Genomic DNA, 17,117 nt, shown 5'->3' with positions numbered 1-17,117 from the left:
GCGAGCCCCAGCGCATGATTTTTCTGCTGCCTGACTCCCAATCTCAGCTCACCGCAGCCCCGAGCGCCGTCCTTTCACGGCCCGGAGCCACGGCGAGCCGGGCTTGCGGCGGGTGCGCTACGTCATGTTCCTGCTCCCGCGCGACCGTCGGCCTTTCGCCGCAGCGAAATGGCCTCGATTCGGAGAATTCGGCCGCCGGATTTGCATCACGGCGAAGCCACCGCGCACAGTCGCGCCTGCACCGCGGCAAACACCTTCACATGCGCGGCGACGCCGCGCCCGAAGTCCAGCACCAAGCGGCGAGCGTGTTCGACAAACTTCGCCGCGCGGTACATCACCTCCTGCAGCACCGTCTTGATGCGCCGGCGCTTGGCCGGGTGGCGGATCGGCGAGATGTCGCCGGTCAGCCCGAGTTGGCCGATCAGGCGCAGGCCGTTGTAGGCGAACGCAGCCAGATGCACGACCGCGTCGTTGGTGTCGAACTTGCCCGAAGGCAGGCGCTCGAGGTCCAGGTCGGTCTTGATCTCGGAGTGGAACTGCTCGTGGGTGCCGTGCTGCTTGTAGAGCTCGATCACTTCGCTCATCGGCTCGGCCAGGCTGGTCCACCAGCCTTCGAGCTCGATCTCGGGGATCAGCAAGTGCTGCCCCTTCTTGTCGATCGTGCGCTCGGTCACCCGCACCACCAGGCGCAGCGTGCGCTTGGCCTTCTTCCAGGCGCGTTCGATCTGCAGGTCCAGCAGTCCACCCCCTTGCCCGCGCGCACTTCTTTGAACGCACCGGCGGCCTCGACCCGATTCACCCACGCGGCCTTGTTCTGGCGGCGCGGATTCCACTTGGTGAGGTAGTCGAACGAACGCCCCAGCGCTGCCCAGCGATCACGCTCGTCGGCCAACGCGAACAGCAGCCGGGCGCTGTCGAAGCCGCTGTCGGCCCGCCACAACAGCTTCGCATCGGCGGCGCACACCCGGCGCAGGCGCGGGTCGGCGCCTCGGTGCGCTCGAGCAGGCGCAGGGAGAGCTCGTCGGTCAGCTCGCGCAGCTCGGCCGCTCGGGCATCGAGCCGTTGGCGCATCCACACGCTGCCGGGCACCTTGGCGAGCCCGAGCGCTTCCTTGAAGAAGCGGTCGCCGGCCGCGAAACGGCTCGATCGCCTCGAAGTCGCTCTTGCCCAGGCTCAGCAGCCCCACCATCGACTTGACCAGGTCCGAGCTCCGCATGCCCTGCGACACCGGCAGCCTCGGGTCGATCACCGCCTCCACCTGCGCCGCCTGGCAGCACTGCCCGATCAGCGCCAGGCCCGAGTAGGAGGTCAGGTTGAGCTTGGCGGTTTGCTTGACTTCGAAGTGCGGCATGGTCGGCTGGGTGAAGGAGTCGGATGCGTCATTGTACAATTACATCAATGCGTTACCGTGAAAGCCCCTGATGGATGAGGCGAGCGAAGCTCTTCCGGCGAAGCGGAATGGAGAAGGCGATGGCCGTGGCAGGTCAAGCCGCTGCGGGAGCGTTGTGGTGCCAGAGGCCGAATTTCTTCAGCGCCTTGATCCAGCGAGGTGCATTTTTGGCAACGCTGGCCGCCTCGTAATCGAACCCCGAGTCACGATATGGCAGGCGGCGGTTCAGGACGAAGAAGATGGTGCGAATCAGTTTGTGAGCGAGGGCAACGATGGCCTTCTTGTGGCCGCGTCGGATGACGAGGCCGTTGTATTTGGACGCAAAGACGCTCTTGGTGCGTCGAGCGGCATTGGCCGCTTCGCAAAGCAGGTAACGGACGATGGTATTGCCCTTGCGTGTCTTGCCGCTCTTGCGCTTGCCGGCGGACTCGTTGTTGCCAGGACACAAGGCGGCCCAGGAGGCCAAACGGTCAGCGCTGCCGAAGCGGGACAGATCGTCCCCGATCTCGATCAGGATCATGGCGGCAGCCATATCGTCGATGCCAGGGATCGCGGGAGCGTCGCCATTTTTTGCGAAACCCGACGGGACATCCCAGTCACCCTCGGGAGCAAAAAATTGGCGACGTCTTTGCCTTCGGCGGCCCGCGCCGTCCTGCGTCAGCCTCGACTCCGTCCGTCTCTCCGCGACGCACTCCGCCAAGGCTTCCACAATGACTCGACGCCGTGTCGGGTCCCTTATGTTTTGTCTCCACCCGCGATGAAGCCGCGGATTCCGACAAAACATCCGGGCCTACGGCTTCGCGGGGGGCGTCGCACTCGCTCGCTTCGCTCGACTTCCTTGTGCTCCTTCTTTGCAGCAACCGATGCGCCCACGCATAAGGTTCCATCGCGGCCAGCAGATAGGCATCCAGTTTCGCCAGTTCGGCCTCGAGATAGCGCACATGATCGCGCAGGGACGCGAGCAACAAACGGTGCCTGGGCGACAGATCGCCATCGAGAGAATCGGCCAGGATGTCGCGCTTGCCCTTGAGACTGCCCAACCCAAGGGTGGCCAGTTCCTCCGGGGATCGCCCGCCAATCAGACCTTCGATCATCCGCTTGGCCGAAACGCCATTAATGTCGGAGACCGAGTTATAGTCGGAACTGGTGTATGAGCCAGGGGGGTGATGGCTTGAACGGGTGGCGTACCCTGCTGACAATTCGGTTGTCGAGACTGAAAAGCAGCATTGAGGTGAGTACGCCATGAGCAAGGTTACGCAGGACGAGGAGAAAAAGGCAACGGAGCTGGGGCTGGGTCTGGAGGATTTGATCCGAAGGGTGCCCGCGAGTTGATCCAGAAGGCCATCGAGACGGAGTTGGGGGAGTTGTTGAGCCGGTACGGGAACGTGCGCACATGGGGCGGTCAGCGGGCCATTGTCCGCAACGGTGATTTGCCGGAACGCGAGGTGCTGACGGCGGTCGGGCCGGTGTCGGTGCGGGTGCCGAAGGTCCGGGACCGTTCGGGGAGCGGGGTGAAGTTCAACTCGGCCTTGGTGCCGCCGTATGTGCGCCGTTCCGGTCGTATCTGCGCGGCCTTGCCGTGGCTGTATCTGAAAGGGATCTCGACCGGGGATCTGCAGGAGGCCCTAACGGTGCTGGTCGGTGACCAGGCCAAGGGCCTATCAGCGAATGTGGTGAGTCGCTTGAAGGCCGATTGGGCTCGGGAGTATCAGGCGTGGGCACGGCGGGATCTGTCCGAACAGCGCTACGTGTACTGGTGGGCCGATGGGGTCCACACCGGCGTCCGTGAAGAGGACGACCCGCGGCTGTGTCTGCTGGTGATCATCGGCGTACGGTGCGACGGCAGGAAGGAACTCGTTGCCTTGGCGGATGGCTTCCGTGAAGCGAAAGCGTCCTGGCTCGACGTGCTGCGGGACCTCAAGACCCGCGGTCTGACCGAGGGGCCACGCCTGGCGATCGGCGACGGGGCGCTGGGCTTCTGGGCCGCAATGGACGAGGTCTACGCCGAGACCCGCCATCAGCGGTGTGGGTTTCACAAGATGGGCAATGTCCTGAGCAGCCTGCCGAAAGCCTTACAGAGCCAAGCCAAGGCCGCGCTCCAGGCGATCTGGATGGCGCCCACGCGGCGCGAGGCGGAGCAGGCGTTTGACCGCTGCGTGCAGAGCTATCAAGCAACGTACCCGAAGGCCACCGAGAAATTGACCAAGGACCGGGCGGCCCCTGAGCCTGCCGAAGGGCGGCCCTGCTGGCCTTCCATGACTTGCCGGCGGAGCACTGGCAGCAGCTACGGACCACCCACCCGATCGAGTCCACGTTCGCGACGGTCCGCCACCGTACCACACGCGCCAAGAACTGCCTGTCGCGGTCAACGTTCCTCGGGCTGGCGTTCAAGCTGATGGAGGAGGCGGCGAAATCCTGGCGGCGCATTCGCGGCGCCGAACGCATCCCGGACTTGACTTTCCGGCGTGGTGTTTGAAGATGGGATCCCGGTGACCGACGACCCACCGGAACAGCAGGTATTGGCCGCCTGATCAGCCTTGTGCTAATGGCCCGTACACCAGATTTGACATTAGCTCACAGTTTGATGATGTCACCCGCAACACTTGGACGGCTTCGCGCTCACTTCCGGAGCGCAGCAAGCCGACTGGGCGCCCGCTTCGGCCTTCGGCGCTTCGCCGAACACCGGAATCTCGGCCAGCGAATGGAAGGATTCCCAAGGTATGCCCTGTGGATCGAGCACCCAGTATTTGTCCGATACCGCGTAGCAGCAGCCGGTGCCCTTCTGTTCGGCGACCGGGGTATCGGCGCGGTCGAGACGCTGTTTCAGCTCGGCCAGCTCGGCATCGTCTTCGGCCTGGATGCCGAGATGGTCCAGCCCACTCTTGCCGCTGCGGCTGGAGATGGCGAAGTTGACCCTCGGATCGTCCAACATCCATTTGGCGTAATCGGGCTTCCGCACCGTCGGCTCGGAGCCGAAAACGGCGCTGTAGAAACCGATATTCGATTCGATATCGGCAACCGAAATGTGGACATGCAAACGTTTCATACGACCCACCTGGCATTCATGAGAGGCTAATTGAACTGCCGGAAAGCGCCGCCCATGGATGAGCGACCGAGCCCGGCTCCGCATATCGGCCCACTGGGCTCTCCCCATGGGCCTTCATATTTCGACATTTCGATAATATTGGAAATGTATGGCCAGAGCAAACATCGGGCAGCCTCCCCCCGTTCCCGCGAGAAGCTGCGGCCCGGAGCGATCAGCCGCCAGAGGAGCGCTTCGGAAACTCAAACCGGATCACGGTTGACATACAAATGAGAATCGTTATCATTAATTCCAAGGGCGCCGAATTAGCCGCCGCGCCCCCGAAAACATGCGTTCCAACCCACCTTGAGGAGCCACCATGAATCGCCTTCCTTCAACGCCTGCCGAACCCCAAATCTCCACGGACATCCTGGTGGGTCTCTTGCGTTCCTTGCTGATGCAATATGCGAGGACGCCCTCTTCTTCGATCGCGGGCAACATCGCAAACTGCCTCGACCGGCTTCTTTCCCACCCGCAATTCGACGAACCGCCACAGGAACGCTGCACCTATCTGTACATGCGAACCTACTGGCGCCTCGTCGAATCGTTGGGATAGACGGATACGGCCCCCGACCTTTGCCAGCCTCACGAGGAACTACCGCCATGAAAAATACCCCTTGCCGAGTCCAGAACCTGGCCGGCGACGGCCTCTGCCGCGTCGACTACTGCCAGGACTGCGCATGCTTCCATCTGAAAGTGGGCTATGCGAGCCTGCATATCCATCCCGAAGCCTTCCTGCGGCTGTGCAGCACTTTGAATGCGGCCTTGGCCCGCTTCCAGCGTCAGACCAAAGGGACGGCGAGGCCCGCGGCTCTGCAACACTGATACCCATGCCCCCGACCCAGCGGCGTTGCGGCTAAAACGGCGTGAGGTTTCGAAACTTGTCCTTGACGTAACACGAAGTTCCGGGTATGGTTTCCAACTTTTCACTTGCGCGCTCCCACACCGGAGCGATTTGCAACGGACGCTCATAAGTGCCTGATCAGTAAAGGGGGCCGAAGATCGTGGAACTCAGCGGTGCGGAAATCGTTGTCCAGTGCCTGAAAGACGAAGGTGTGGAATACATCTTCGGCTATCCGGGCGGTGCAGTGCTGCATATTTACGACGCGCTGTTCAAGCAGGACGATGTAAAGCACATCCTGGTACGCCACGAACAGGGCGCGACCCATGCCGCCGACGGCTATGCGCGCTCCACCGGAAAACCCGGCGTGGTCCTGGTGACCTCGGGCCCCGGCGCGACCAATGCCGTCACCGGCATCGCCACCGCCCACATGGACTCGATCCCTCTGGTCGTCATCACCGGCCAGGTGCCCCTGCCCGTCATCGGCAGCGACGCCTTCCAGGAGGCCGACATCGTCGGCATCACGCGCCCCTGCGTGAAGCACAATTTCCTGGTCAAGGATATCCACAAGCTGGCCGAGACCTTCAAGAAAGCTTTCTACATCGCGACCACCGGCCGCCCGGGCCCCGTCGTGATCGACATCCCCAAGGATGTCACCGATCCGAACATCAAGATACCCTACGAGTATCCGCGCAGCGTCTCGCTGAGGTCCTACAACCCTTCGGTCAAAGGCCACCCGGTCCAGATCAGAAAGGCGGTGGAGCTGATGCTGTCGGCCCGGCGACCGATGATCTACAGCGGTGGCGGCGTCATCCTTGGCAATGCCGCGGACGAATTGACCGCGCTGACGCGGATGCTGAACTTCCCCATCACCAACACCTTGATGGGCCTGGGCGGCTATCCCGCCACCGACCGCCAGTTCGTCGGCATGCTGGGCATGCACGGCACCTACGAGGCCAACATGGCGATGCACGACTGCGACGTGCTGCTGGCGGTGGGCGCCCGCTTCGACGACCGCGTCACCGGCAAGATCGCCGAATTCTGCCCCGACGCCGAGATCATCCACATCGACGTCGATCCGGCCTCGATCTCCAAGACCGTGAAGGTGGACGTGCCCATCGTCGGCGAAGTCGCGCCGGTGCTGGCCGACATGATCGAGATCATCAAGGCCTCCGGCCGCACCCCCGATGCCGAGGCGCTGAAAGCCTGGTGGGCGAGGATCGAGCAATGGCGCAGCCTCGACTGCCTGCGCTACGACCGCGCCAGCGATCGGATCAAGCCGCAGTTCGTCATCGAACAGCTGTGGGATCTGACCCGGGGCGAGGCCTTCGTGGCATCGGACGTCGGCCAGCACCAGATGTGGGCGGCGCAGTACTACAAGTTCGACCAGCCGCGCCGCTGGGTCAATTCCGGCGGCCTCGGCACCATGGGCTTCGGCCTGCCCGCCGCCATCGGCATCAAGCTCGCGCATCCGCACGAGGAAGTCGTTTGCGTCACCGGCGAAGCCAGCATCCAGATGTGCATCCAGGAACTGGCCACCGCCCTGCAGTACCGTACCCCCGTCAAGATCGTCAATCTGAACAACGGTTACATGGGCATGGTGCGGCAGTGGCAGGAGTTCATCTACGAAAGCCGCTATTCCCATTCCTATCTCGAAACCCTGCCGGACTTCGTCAAGCTGGCCGAAGCCTACGGCCATGTCGGCATGCGCATCGAAAAGCCGGCCGACGTGCGCCCGGCCCTGGAAGAAGCCCTGAAACTCAAGGATCGCACCGTGTTCATGGATTTCCTGACCGATCCCACCGAAAACGTCTACCCCATGATCGAATCCGGCAAAGCCCATCACGACATGCGGCTGGCGCCCGGCACCGCGGTCGATAGGGAGCTTGCCTGATCATGCGCCACATCATTTCCGTTCTGCTCGAAAACGAATCGGGCGCGCTGTCGCGGGTTGCCGGCCTGTTCTCAGCCCGCGGCTACAACATCGAGTCGCTGACCGTGGCGCCGACCCAGGACCCGACCCTGTCGCGCATGACCATCGTGACCTCCGGCAGCGACGACATCATCGAACAGATCACCAAGCAGTTGAACAAGCTGATCGACGTGGTCAAGCTGATCGACCTGTCGGAATCGGCCCATATCGAGCGCGAGCTGATGATGGTCAAGGTACGCGCGACCAACGGCGGCCGCGAAGAGGTCAAGCGCCTGGCCGACATTTTCCGCGGCAACATCATCGACGTCGCGCCGACCAGCTACGTCATCGAAGTCACCGGTGAAAAATCCAAGCTGGATGCCTTCCTGCAAGCCCTGCGGGAGGAAGACATCATCGAGGTGGTGCGCTCCGGCACCACCGGCATCCTGCGCGGGGAACGCGGACTCCACGTCTGACCCCGCGCCAACGTTTCCCCCTAGCAACCCGCCCTTAAAGAAAGCGCAACGAGAGGAAGTTCCATGCAGATTTACTATGACAAAGACGCCGACCTTTCCATCATCCAGGGGAAGAAGGTCGCCATCATCGGCTACGGCTCCCAGGGCCATGCCCACGCCAACAACCTCAAGGACTCCGGGGTGCAGGTCGTGGTGGGTCTGCGTCCGGGTTCGGCTTCCGCCAAGAAGGCCGAGAACGCCGGCCTCGCCGTCGCTTCGGTCGAGGACGCCGTCAAACAGGCCGACGTGATCATGATCCTGGCGCCGGACGAGCATCAAGCCCGCCTCTACAGCGAGCAGATCGCGCCGAACATCAAGCAGGGCGCCGCCCTCGCCTTCGCCCACGGTTTCAACATCCACTTCGAGCAGATCACCCCGCGCGCCGACCTCGACGTGATCATGATCGCCCCCAAGGGCCCCGGCCACCTGGTGCGTTCGACCTACACCCAGGGCGGCGGCGTGCCCTCGCTGATCGCGGTCTACCAGAACGCCAGCGGCCGCGCCAAGGAACTGGCGCTGTCCTATGCCTCGGCCAACGGCGGCGGCCGGGCCGGCATCATCGAAACCAGCTTCCGCGAAGAGACCGAAACCGATTTGTTCGGCGAGCAGGCGGTCCTGTGCGGCGGCGCCACCGCGCTGGTGCAGGCCGGTTTCGAGACGCTGGTCGAGGCCGGTTACGCGCCCGAGATGGCCTATTTCGAGTGTTTGCACGAACTCAAGCTGATCGTCGACCTGATGTACGAGGGCGGCATCGCCAACATGCGCTATTCGATCTCCAATACGGCCGAATACGGCGACCTGACCCGCGGCCCGCGCATCGTCACCGAGCAGACCAAGCAGGAGATGAAGAAGATCCTGCGCGAGATCCAGACCGGCGAATTCGCCCGCGAATTCATTCTGGAGAACCAGGCCGGGGCCGCCACCCTGAAGGCGAAGCGCCGCCTCGGCCGCGAGCACCTCATCGAAAGCACCGGCGCCAAGCTGCGCGACATGATGCCGTGGATCAAGGCCAACCGCATTGTGGACACGAGCAAGAACTGATACTTTGTGCCGGCGCGCATATGCGCGCCGGCACGACAGTTTTCCACCATGGAAGAAAATTCCTCACCCAATCCCAAACGTCGGCGCGGCATCTACCTGCTGCCCAACCTGTTTACCACGGCCGCGCTTTTCGCCGGCTTCTACGCCATCACTGCCGCGCTCAACCAGCGCTTCGAACTGGCCGCGATCGCCATCTTCGTCGCCATGATCCTGGACGGCATGGACGGCAGGGTCGCCCGCATGACCAATACGCAGAGCGCGTTCGGGGCGGAATACGACAGCATGGCGGACATGATTTCGTTCGGGGCGGCGCCGGCCCTGGTGGTCTACATCTGGTCGCTGTCCACGATGGGCAAGCTCGGCTGGGTCGCCGCGTTCGTCCACACCGCCGGCGGCGCGCTGCGGCTGGCCCGCTTCAACACCCAGATCGCCACCGCCGACAAGCGCTATTTCCAGGGTCTGCCCAGCCCGTCGGCCGCCGCCATCCTGGCCGGCTTCGTCTGGTTCTCGGTGGACCAGGGCTTGAGCGGCGAGACCATGCGCTACATCGCCTTGGGGCTATCCATCGCCACGGGGCTGGCGATGGTCAGCAACTTCCGCTACTACAGTTTCAAGGACGTCGACCTGCGTGGCCGGGTGCCCTTCGTCAACGCCATCTTCGTGATGCTGCTGTTCGCGGTGCTGTTTTCCAACCCGCCGCTGGTGCTGTTCCTGTTCTTCGGCGCCTATGCCCTGTCGGGCCCCGCCTTGACGCTGGCCCTGCTGAAACGGCGGCGCGGCGAGCGGCGCGCCTGAAGGCGTCCATTGGCAAGCCGGCCGGGGCCGTGTATATTCCAAGCCAATGAAACGCATCATGTCGATCCTGCCTACCTTCCGCTTCGATGCCGCGCCGGCTGCCGGTGCCTCGGCGGACGCCCTGTCGTCTTTCGATTTCCTCCGCCTGCTCCTGCCCTGAGGGGCAGAACACGCGATCTTTTCGATACACCCCCCTATTTCCGGACGAACAGAACCTGCCGTCCGCATCGAACCGGCGGCCCTAGCGGAGTTTCGCATGCACGACAAACTGATCATTTTCGACACGACCTTGCGCGATGGGGAACAGAGCCCCGGCGCGTCCATGACCCGCGATGAGAAAGTGCGCATCGCCCGGGCGCTGGAGCGCCTGAAGGTCGATGTCATCGAGGCGGGCTTTCCCGCCGCCAGCCCCGGCGATTTCGAGGCCGTCCAGGCCGTGGCCCGGACCATCAAGGACAGCAGGGTCTGCGGCCTGGCCCGCGCCCTCGACCGCGACATCGACCGCGCAGGCGAAGCCCTCAAGGACGCCCAGCGCGCCCGCATCCACACCTTCATCGCCACCTCCCCCATCCACATGCGGCACAAGCTGCAGATGTCGCCCGACCAGGTGGTGGAATACGCAGTGAAGGCCGTCAAGCGGGCCCGCCAGTACACCGACGACGTGGAATTCTCGCCCGAGGACGCCGGACGCTCGGAGGAGGATTTCCTCTGCCGCATCCTGGAAGCCGTGATCGACGCCGGGGCGACCACGCTCAACATCCCCGACACCGTGGGCTACGCCTTCCCGGAGCAGTTCGGGCGCATGATCGGCCGCTTGATCGAGCGGATACCGAACGCCGACAAGGCGGTCTTTTCGGTCCATTGCCACAACGACCTGGGACTCGCGGTCGCCAACTCTCTGGCTGCCGTCCTGCACGGCGCACGCCAGGTGGAATGCACCATCAACGGCCTGGGCGAACGGGCCGGCAACGCCGCGCTGGAGGAAATCGTCATGGCGGTTCGCACCCGCAAGGACATCTTCCCTTGCCACAGCGACATCGACACCCGGGAAATCGTCGCCTGTTCCAAGCTGGTGTCCAGCATCACCGGCTTCCCGATCCAACCCAACAAGGCCATCGTCGGCGCCAACGCGTTCGCCCACGAATCCGGCATCCATCAGGACGGGGTGCTGAAGAGCCGGGAAACCTACGAGATCATGAGCGCCGAGGACGTGGGCTGGAGCGCCAACCGGATGGTGCTGGGCAAGCATTCCGGCCGCAACGCGTTCCGCACCCGGATGCAGGAACTCGGCATCGAGTTCGCCTCGGAAGAGGAGCTGAATTCGGTGTTCCAGCGCTTCAAGGTGCTGGCCGACAAGAAGCACGAAATCTTCGACGAGGACCTCCAGGCCCTGATCACCGAGGCCGGTGCCGAAGCCGAGGACGAACGAGTCAAGCTGGTCGCGTTGCGGGTCTGCTCGGAAACCGGCGAGATTCCGGAAGCCAGCGTCACCCTCAAGGTCGACAACGAGGAACGCACCGGCTCGTCGACCGGCGGCGGCGCGGTGGACGCCAGCCTCAAGGCCATCGAATCGCTGCTGCACACGGACACCGCGCTGACGCTGTACTCGGTCAACAACATCACCAGCGGCACCGATGCGCAGGGCGAGGTCACCGTGCGGCTCGAGAAAGGCGGGCGCATCGTCAACGGCCAGGGCGCCGATACCGACATCGTGATCGCCTCGGCCAAGGCCTACATCAACGCCGTGAACAAGCTGCTGGCGCCCAACCGGCGCACCCACCCGCAAGTCGGGGATGTGTGACGATACGGACCTGAAAGAGCGGCTCCGCCTCCAGTATCTGGACGCCATGGGCATCCCGGTCTGGGAGCTGCGGCGTCCGCCGGCCGAGCTGAGCGCGGAGCCAGCTCCCCCGCCGGCGGCGACCGAATGCGGACCGGAGATGCCGGCTCGGGAATCGCCCGTTTCCAAAACGCCGGCAACGGACGATTGGGACAGCCTCGCGGCGGAAGTCTCCGCCTGTACCCGCTGCGAACTGCATTGCACCCGCACCCAGACCGTGTTCGGCGTCGGCAACCGCCGCGCCACCTGGATGGTGATCGGCGAAGCCCCCGGCGAACAGGAAGACCTGCAGGGCGAACCCTTCGTGGGCCGTGCCGGCCAACTCCTCAACGAGATGCTGCGGGCCATCGGCTTGAAGCGCGAAGACGTCTACATCGCCAACGTCCTCAAATGCCGCCCGCCTCGCAACCGCGACCCCAAGCCGGAAGAAGCGGAAGCCTGCGAAAGCTATCTCAAGCGCCAGATCGCCCTGCTTCGGCCGCGCGTCATCCTTGCCGCGGGCCGCATCGCCGCGCAAAATCTGCTCAAAACCAACGAAGCCATCGGCAAGCTGCGTGGCCGGGTATTCCAGTACGAAGGCATCCCGCTGGTGATCACCTACCACCCCGCTTACCTGCTGCGCTCCCCCCTGGAGAAGCGCAAGGCTTGGCAGGACCTGCTGCTGGCCGTCGAAACCCTGAACAAGTCACAAGTCCCATTATCGAGCTAGACCATGGCCAGCCTGTTCGACCAGATCAAGAAGTGGATGAGCTACGACGCCGAAACCGAGTTCTACTACAAACACAACCCCAGCCTGGCAGAACAGGCGGAGTACCGGCTGCGGCCGATGAAGAAAATCGACCTCGGGACCGTCATCGCCATCGAGAAAAGCGCCTATGAGTTTCCCTGGGAGCCGCCGACCTTCCGCGACTGCCTCAACGTGAACTACGGCTGCTTCGTCGGCGAAAAGGCCGGACGGATCGTCAGCTACGGCATCGTCTCGGCCGGCGCCGGCGAATCACACATCCTCAACCTGTGCGTCGCCCCGCACACCCAGGGCAAGGGCTACGGCCGCATCATGCTCGAACACCTGGTCGAAGAAGCCAGGAGGCGCGACGCCGAAGTCGTCTTCCTCGAGGTGCGCCCCTCCAACCACAACGCCATCAAGCTCTACCGCGCCCTCGACTTCAACGAAGTCGGCACCCGCAAGGGCTACTACCCGGCGCGCAACGGCCGGGAAGACGCGCTGGTCATGGCGCGGATGCTATAGCCCCGCCCTCTGGGCCGGGGTGAAGGAGAGGAGCGAGGGTGCCCGACCAGGGCTGAACCGTCTTTTCGGGTTCCGCCGGATGCGGCGAATCGACCGCCGGCATCCGCCCTACGGGAATGAGCAGCGCATTCATGCCACCTTCCGTCATCACCATCATGATGACGTCGGTCAGCTCGCCGCCGATCTGCAGACCCGCGGTCACGGCACCGGCCGTATAGAACGCCGGGTACCCCCATTCGCCGGTCTGCTTGTCCTTGACCAGCACCACGGCATTGCCGCCGGAACCGCCGAAAATGAAACCCAGCTTGAGCACCTGGGGTGCGATCACCAGAGCCCTCGCATCCTTCACGTTGTCGCGGAACCAGCCCATGTTGGGGTCGGCGACGAATTCGTTGAAGGTGATGGTGGCGTCGCGCAGGAGATCGTTCGCCTTGTCGCGGTCGTCGGCCCCGGCAAGGCCGGAGGCGCACAGCACCGCCAGCAGGACGAGGCGTTTCAACAAATGTTGCGGGGAAAAACTGGCCATAGCGGATATATCCCTGGGATGGTAATGCGACAAAAAGTTTACGCCTGTTCCAGGCAAGACGTATGCCCGGAACGGAAGCGGCGCCGATTGACCCGATTCAAGGGAGCCCATAAGCTTCAGTAGCCGCCGGCACGGCGTACCGCTCGAAGTCATCGGTGGACAACACCGCAAATCTGGGAACACCGGGCTCACGCCATGAAAACACTGCTCGCCACCAACGCAGAAATCCTGGTCACGATGGACACCGAACGGCGGGAGCTGAAAAACGCCGGCATCTATGCCGAGGACGGCATCATCAAGAAGGTCGGGCCGGTCGGCGAGCTGCCGCAGGCGGCCGACACGGTCATCGACCTGTCCGGCCAGATCGTGCTGCCGGGTTTCGTCAATTGCCACCATCATCTCAACCAGACCCTCACGCGCTGCCTCCCCGCCGCCCAGAACAACAACCTGTTTCCCTGGCTGCAGGCGCAGTACCGGATCTGGGCCCGAATCACGCCCGAGGCTTCACGGCTGAGCGCGCTGGTGGGACTGGCCGAACTGGCGCTGAGCGGCTGCACCACGGTGTTCGACCACACCTACCTTTTCAAGAATGGTAACAGCGCCGATTGCCTGATCGACGCGGCTCGGGAAATCGGCATCCGCTTCCATTGCAGCCGCGGCTCCATGTCGCTGGGCGAATCCAGAGGCGGCCTGCCGCCGGACGACTGCGTCGAGGACGAAGACTTCATCCTCAAGGACACCCAGCGCGTCATCGAGACCTATCACGACGCCTCCCACGGCGCCATGACCCGAATCGTGGTCGCCCCCTGCGCGCCATTCACCGTGACGCCGGAGCTGCTCAAGGAATCCGCCGCGCTGGCCCGCCACTACAAGGTCGGCCTGCACACCCATCTGTGCGAGACCCTCGACGAGGAACGCTATACCCTGAGCCGATTCGGCATGCGTCCGGTCGAATGGATGGAAACCGTGGACTGGCTGGGCGAGGACGTCTGGTTCGCCCATGCGATCCATGTCGACGACGACGAGATCCGCCACTTCGCCCGCTGCGGCTGCGGCGCTGCGCACTGTCCTTCCTCCAACATGCGGCTGGCTTCCGGCATCGCGCCGATCAAGAAGTACATGGAGGCCGGGGTCAACGTCGGGCTGGGCGTGGACGGATCGGCCAGCAACGACAGCTCGAACATGATGCAGGAAGTCCGCGCCGCCTTTTTGCTGGCCCGCCTGAAGATGGGCCTGCGGCCGCCGGAAGGTCCGGCGAAATACATGCACCTCTCGCCCTCGCACCCGAAGCGCTCGAACGAATGGATGACGGCGCGGGAAACGCTGGAACTGGCGACGCTGGGCGGCGCCAGGGTGTTGGGGCGCGGCGACATCGGGGCGATCGCCGAAGGCATGTGCGCGGACTTCTTCAGCCTGGACCTGCATACCGTGGATTTCGCCGGCGCCCTCCACGATCCGGTCGCCGCGGTGGTGTTCTGCGCCCCGCAGAAGGCCCGTTACACGGTCGTCAACGGAAGGGTGGTAGTCGATCAGGGCCGCATGGCCACGGTGGACCTGATGCCGGTGATCGAGCAACACAACCGGTGGAGCATTGGCATCGCCAACGATGTGTGATTCGCCATGACGCCAATCGCCATCTGCGCCGGACAGGCGCCGAAAAATGAGAGTTGCCTCCGTTGATACAAGTGGATTTGTTATAGAGACTCATGGGGACGAATACGGATTCAGGACTGCTTGATGCATCGCATCAGAAACCGACTCGACTTATTCATCGATGGCTTTTTTAGACCTTGCCGCCGGCCTTTGGAGCCTGAAAATGTCTTTGTGACCATATGGTTATCATTGGAAGCAACTCTAATAAAGTCGAAATTTTGAGAAAGGCTGAAATTATACTAAATTTAACGCAGCAACAACTCTAGTGGCGCAGGATTCATAACATCGGGTGTGCAGTTGTTTTTTACGATTGATGCTGGGTTGCCTGCGACAACCGAATATGGTGGGACACTTTCTGTTACAAATGCGCCTCCAGCGATTCTGCTTCCTCGACCAACGGTCACACCACCAACAATGATTGCATGTGGACCAATCCATACTTCGTCTTCAATCACAGGATATTCAGTCAGGCGAGTCCCGTCGGGTGCGATGCGATCACGTCTTCCGAGAGTAACACCGTGAAATAGAGTTACGTTTCTGCCAATGACCGCGCCCTGATTAACGACAAGGCCCCATCCATGCGTAAGGGCGAGACCTCCCCCAACTCTTGTTTTCCACGAAAAATCCATCGCTGCCAGATGCGTAGCAAGGCGATGAAGCACTTTCAATGGAAGAAGCATAAATCGGAGTGGGCCACGGCCAGCCGCCACAGCTTGACAAAGTCTCAAAGTAACCACGGGGCGAAAGGTTCTACGGAAAAGCATCCCCTTGATAACGTTTCCCCAGTTAAAGCTTCCGTATTGTCTGTATGTATCAGCTCTCAGTTCATCCCACTTCATCTACTTTCTCGCATCAAATATTCTGACGCCCAACAATTGATTGAATCATTTCCGTATAGCTTCCGGCCATTCTTATCATGCCGCCTGACCCTTGACAAGACGCCCTGAGTTGCTTGGTCTATTCTTGTGTCCATCATCCCTTCATACCAAGATAGACTGAAAAGCTGCCTGATTTTGTGTCCGGAAAACTCTTGCCAGATCAATCGTAACCGGCGACATGGCGACCGCCCTCCGATATTGCGATAATCGGCCGACTTCCTGCCTGCTCCGCGCCTCAACCTGTGTGCATGTCCAAGGAACCCGAACCGGGCCGAAAACTGAGCATCGAACGCCAGGGTGACATCCTGATCCTCGCTCTGAGCGGCAATTGGACGCGCGAGGGCATGGGGGACGGCGATGCCGGACTCACCGGCATCGCCGAACAAATGCCCGAATCCGCGACGGTTTCCTTCAGAACCGACGACCTGGCGGCTTGGGACAGCACGCTCCTCACCTTCCTGGTACGCGTCCTCGATGCCTGCCGCCAACGCGGTATCGCCGTCGTGCCGGACGGCCTGCCCGCCGGCGTGCAAGGGCTGCTGAAACTGGCTTACGCGGTGCCCGAGCGCCAGGACGCGCGCCGGACCGAGGCCAATCCCGGATTTCTGGAAAGCGTGGGCTTGCGCGCCTTGACGGTCTGGCATCTAACCGGCAGCCTGCTCGGATTCATCGGCGAGGCTTCGCTCAGCGTCCTCCGCCTGTTCGGCGGGCGCGCACGGTTTCGACCGGTCGATTTCTGGCAGTTCGTGGAAGAGGCAGGGGCGCGGGCGCTGCCGATCGTGATGCTCATCAGCCTGCTGGTGGGCATGATCCTGGCGTTCGTGGGTGCGCACCAGTTGTCGATGTTCGGTGCCGAGATTTACATCGCCGGCGCCGTGGGTATCGGCATGGTGCGCGAGATGGGGGCCATGATGACGGCCATCATCATGGCCGGACGCACCGGCGCCGCCTATGCCGCCCAGATCGGCACGATGCAGGTCAACCAGGAAATCGACGCGCTCAAGACCATGGGCATCAACCCCATGGATTTTCTGGTGCTGCCGCGCATGCTGGCCCTCGTCCTCATGATGCCGGTCCTGTGCATCTATGCCGACATCATGGGCATCGCCGGCGGCGCGCTGGTCGGGATCAGCACTTACGGCATTTCCCGCGCGGAGTTCCTGAACGAGCTGCAGAAGTTCGTCCATTTCGGCGACATCGCGGTGGGCCTCTTCAAGTGTACGGTGTTCGGCGTGCTGGTTGCGCTGGCGGGCTGCCTGCGCGGCATGGAATGCGGCCGGAGTTCCGCCGCCGTCGGCCTGGCCACGACCTCGGCGGTGGTCACGGCGATCACGCTGATCGTGGCTTCCGATGCGGTCATGACGGTCGTCACGACGATCCTGCATCTCTAGAAAA

Annotated in this window: 15 protein-coding genes and 3 pseudogenes; 12 read left to right on the top strand and 6 right to left on the bottom strand. The window is 62.9% G+C overall.

Going from position 1 to position 17,117, the window contains the following annotated elements:
- Positions 1–206: 206 nt before the first annotated feature.
- The 3 genes and pseudogenes from GNH96_RS06220 to GNH96_RS06210 form a co-directional block, all read right to left on the bottom strand.
- A pseudogene (locus tag GNH96_RS06220) lies at positions 207–1,351 on the bottom strand (transposase).
- A 133-nt stretch (positions 1,352–1,484) separates the two neighbouring features.
- Positions 1,485–1,940 (bottom strand): annotated as a pseudogene (locus GNH96_RS06215) (transposase); the annotation flags it as partial.
- 46 nt (positions 1,941–1,986) lie between these two features.
- Positions 1,987–2,484, bottom strand: coding sequence for a hypothetical protein (locus GNH96_RS06210; protein ID WP_169602882.1), 498 nt, complete (start codon positions 2,482–2,484; stop codon positions 1,987–1,989).
- 148 nt (positions 2,485–2,632) lie between these two features.
- Between GNH96_RS06210 and GNH96_RS06205 the strand changes: the two are divergent.
- Positions 2,633–3,921: pseudogene (locus tag GNH96_RS06205) on the top strand (IS256 family transposase).
- Positions 3,922–3,980: 59 nt separating this feature from the next.
- Here GNH96_RS06205 and GNH96_RS06200 read toward each other — a convergent pair.
- Complete coding sequence (locus GNH96_RS06200; protein ID WP_169602881.1) at positions 3,981–4,436, bottom strand: ArsI/CadI family heavy metal resistance metalloenzyme; 456 nt, start codon at positions 4,434–4,436, stop codon at positions 3,981–3,983.
- A gap of 355 nt (positions 4,437–4,791) precedes the next feature.
- Between GNH96_RS06200 and GNH96_RS06195 the strand changes: the two genes are divergently transcribed.
- From GNH96_RS06195 to rimI, 9 genes are all read left to right on the top strand, one after another.
- Complete coding sequence (locus GNH96_RS06195) at positions 4,792–5,028, top strand: hypothetical protein (protein ID WP_169602880.1); 237 nt, start codon at positions 4,792–4,794, stop codon at positions 5,026–5,028.
- Between the two features lie 47 nt (positions 5,029–5,075).
- Positions 5,076–5,297: a hypothetical protein gene (locus tag GNH96_RS06190; RefSeq protein WP_169602879.1), complete on the top strand. Its 222-nt coding sequence runs from the start codon at positions 5,076–5,078 to the stop codon at positions 5,295–5,297.
- A gap of 179 nt (positions 5,298–5,476) precedes the next feature.
- Complete coding sequence (locus GNH96_RS06185; RefSeq protein WP_169602878.1) at positions 5,477–7,207, top strand: acetolactate synthase 3 large subunit; 1,731 nt, start codon at positions 5,477–5,479, stop codon at positions 7,205–7,207.
- A gap of 2 nt (positions 7,208–7,209) precedes the next feature.
- On the top strand, positions 7,210–7,701 hold the full coding sequence (gene ilvN / locus GNH96_RS06180) for an acetolactate synthase small subunit (protein WP_169602877.1): 492 nt from the start codon (positions 7,210–7,212) through the stop codon (positions 7,699–7,701).
- A gap of 63 nt (positions 7,702–7,764) precedes the next feature.
- Positions 7,765–8,781 carry a ketol-acid reductoisomerase gene (ilvC, locus tag GNH96_RS06175; RefSeq protein WP_169602876.1) on the top strand — a complete coding sequence of 339 codons (1,017 nt, stop codon included), beginning with the start codon at positions 7,765–7,767 and terminating at the stop codon, positions 8,779–8,781.
- A gap of 48 nt (positions 8,782–8,829) precedes the next feature.
- Positions 8,830–9,576, top strand: coding sequence for a CDP-diacylglycerol--serine O-phosphatidyltransferase (gene pssA, locus GNH96_RS06170; RefSeq protein ID WP_169602875.1), 747 nt, complete (start codon positions 8,830–8,832; stop codon positions 9,574–9,576).
- 256 nt (positions 9,577–9,832) lie between these two features.
- Complete coding sequence (locus GNH96_RS06165; RefSeq protein ID WP_169602874.1) at positions 9,833–11,377, top strand: 2-isopropylmalate synthase; 1,545 nt, start codon at positions 9,833–9,835, stop codon at positions 11,375–11,377.
- Positions 11,370–12,125: a uracil-DNA glycosylase gene (locus GNH96_RS06160; protein WP_169602873.1), complete on the top strand. Its 756-nt coding sequence runs from the start codon at positions 11,370–11,372 to the stop codon at positions 12,123–12,125. The genes GNH96_RS06165 and GNH96_RS06160 overlap by 8 nt, the downstream gene beginning before the upstream one ends.
- A gap of 3 nt (positions 12,126–12,128) precedes the next feature.
- On the top strand, positions 12,129–12,665 hold the full coding sequence (gene rimI / locus GNH96_RS06155; protein ID WP_169602872.1) for a ribosomal protein S18-alanine N-acetyltransferase: 537 nt from the start codon (positions 12,129–12,131) through the stop codon (positions 12,663–12,665).
- Here the strand turns inward: rimI and GNH96_RS06150 are convergent.
- A complete protein-coding gene (locus GNH96_RS06150) occupies positions 12,646–13,164 on the bottom strand; it encodes a lipid-binding SYLF domain-containing protein (protein WP_228720037.1) in 519 nt (172 codons plus the stop codon). The genes rimI and GNH96_RS06150 overlap by 20 nt on opposite strands.
- Positions 13,165–13,386: 222 nt before the next feature.
- Here GNH96_RS06150 and GNH96_RS06145 point away from each other — a divergent pair, with 222 nt between their 5' ends.
- On the top strand, positions 13,387–14,805 hold the full coding sequence (locus tag GNH96_RS06145; protein ID WP_169602871.1) for an 8-oxoguanine deaminase: 1,419 nt from the start codon (positions 13,387–13,389) through the stop codon (positions 14,803–14,805).
- A gap of 284 nt (positions 14,806–15,089) precedes the next feature.
- Here GNH96_RS06145 and GNH96_RS06140 read toward each other — a convergent pair whose 3' ends face one another.
- Positions 15,090–15,683: a serine acetyltransferase gene (locus tag GNH96_RS06140; RefSeq protein ID WP_169602870.1), complete on the bottom strand. Its 594-nt coding sequence runs from the start codon at positions 15,681–15,683 to the stop codon at positions 15,090–15,092.
- Positions 15,684–15,970: 287 nt separating this feature from the next.
- On the opposite strand from GNH96_RS06140, the gene GNH96_RS06135 reads away from it, so the two are divergent.
- A complete protein-coding gene (locus tag GNH96_RS06135) occupies positions 15,971–17,113 on the top strand; it encodes an MlaE family ABC transporter permease (protein ID WP_169602869.1) in 1,143 nt (380 codons plus the stop codon).
- The last annotated feature ends 4 nt before the right edge of the window (positions 17,114–17,117 follow it).

The organism is Methylococcus geothermalis, from assembly GCF_012769535.1.
Classification (GTDB): Bacteria; Pseudomonadota; Gammaproteobacteria; order Methylococcales; family Methylococcaceae; genus Methylococcus; species Methylococcus geothermalis.
Note: the sequence above shows the minus strand (reverse complement) of the source record. Positions and strands in the feature narration are given on the sequence as shown.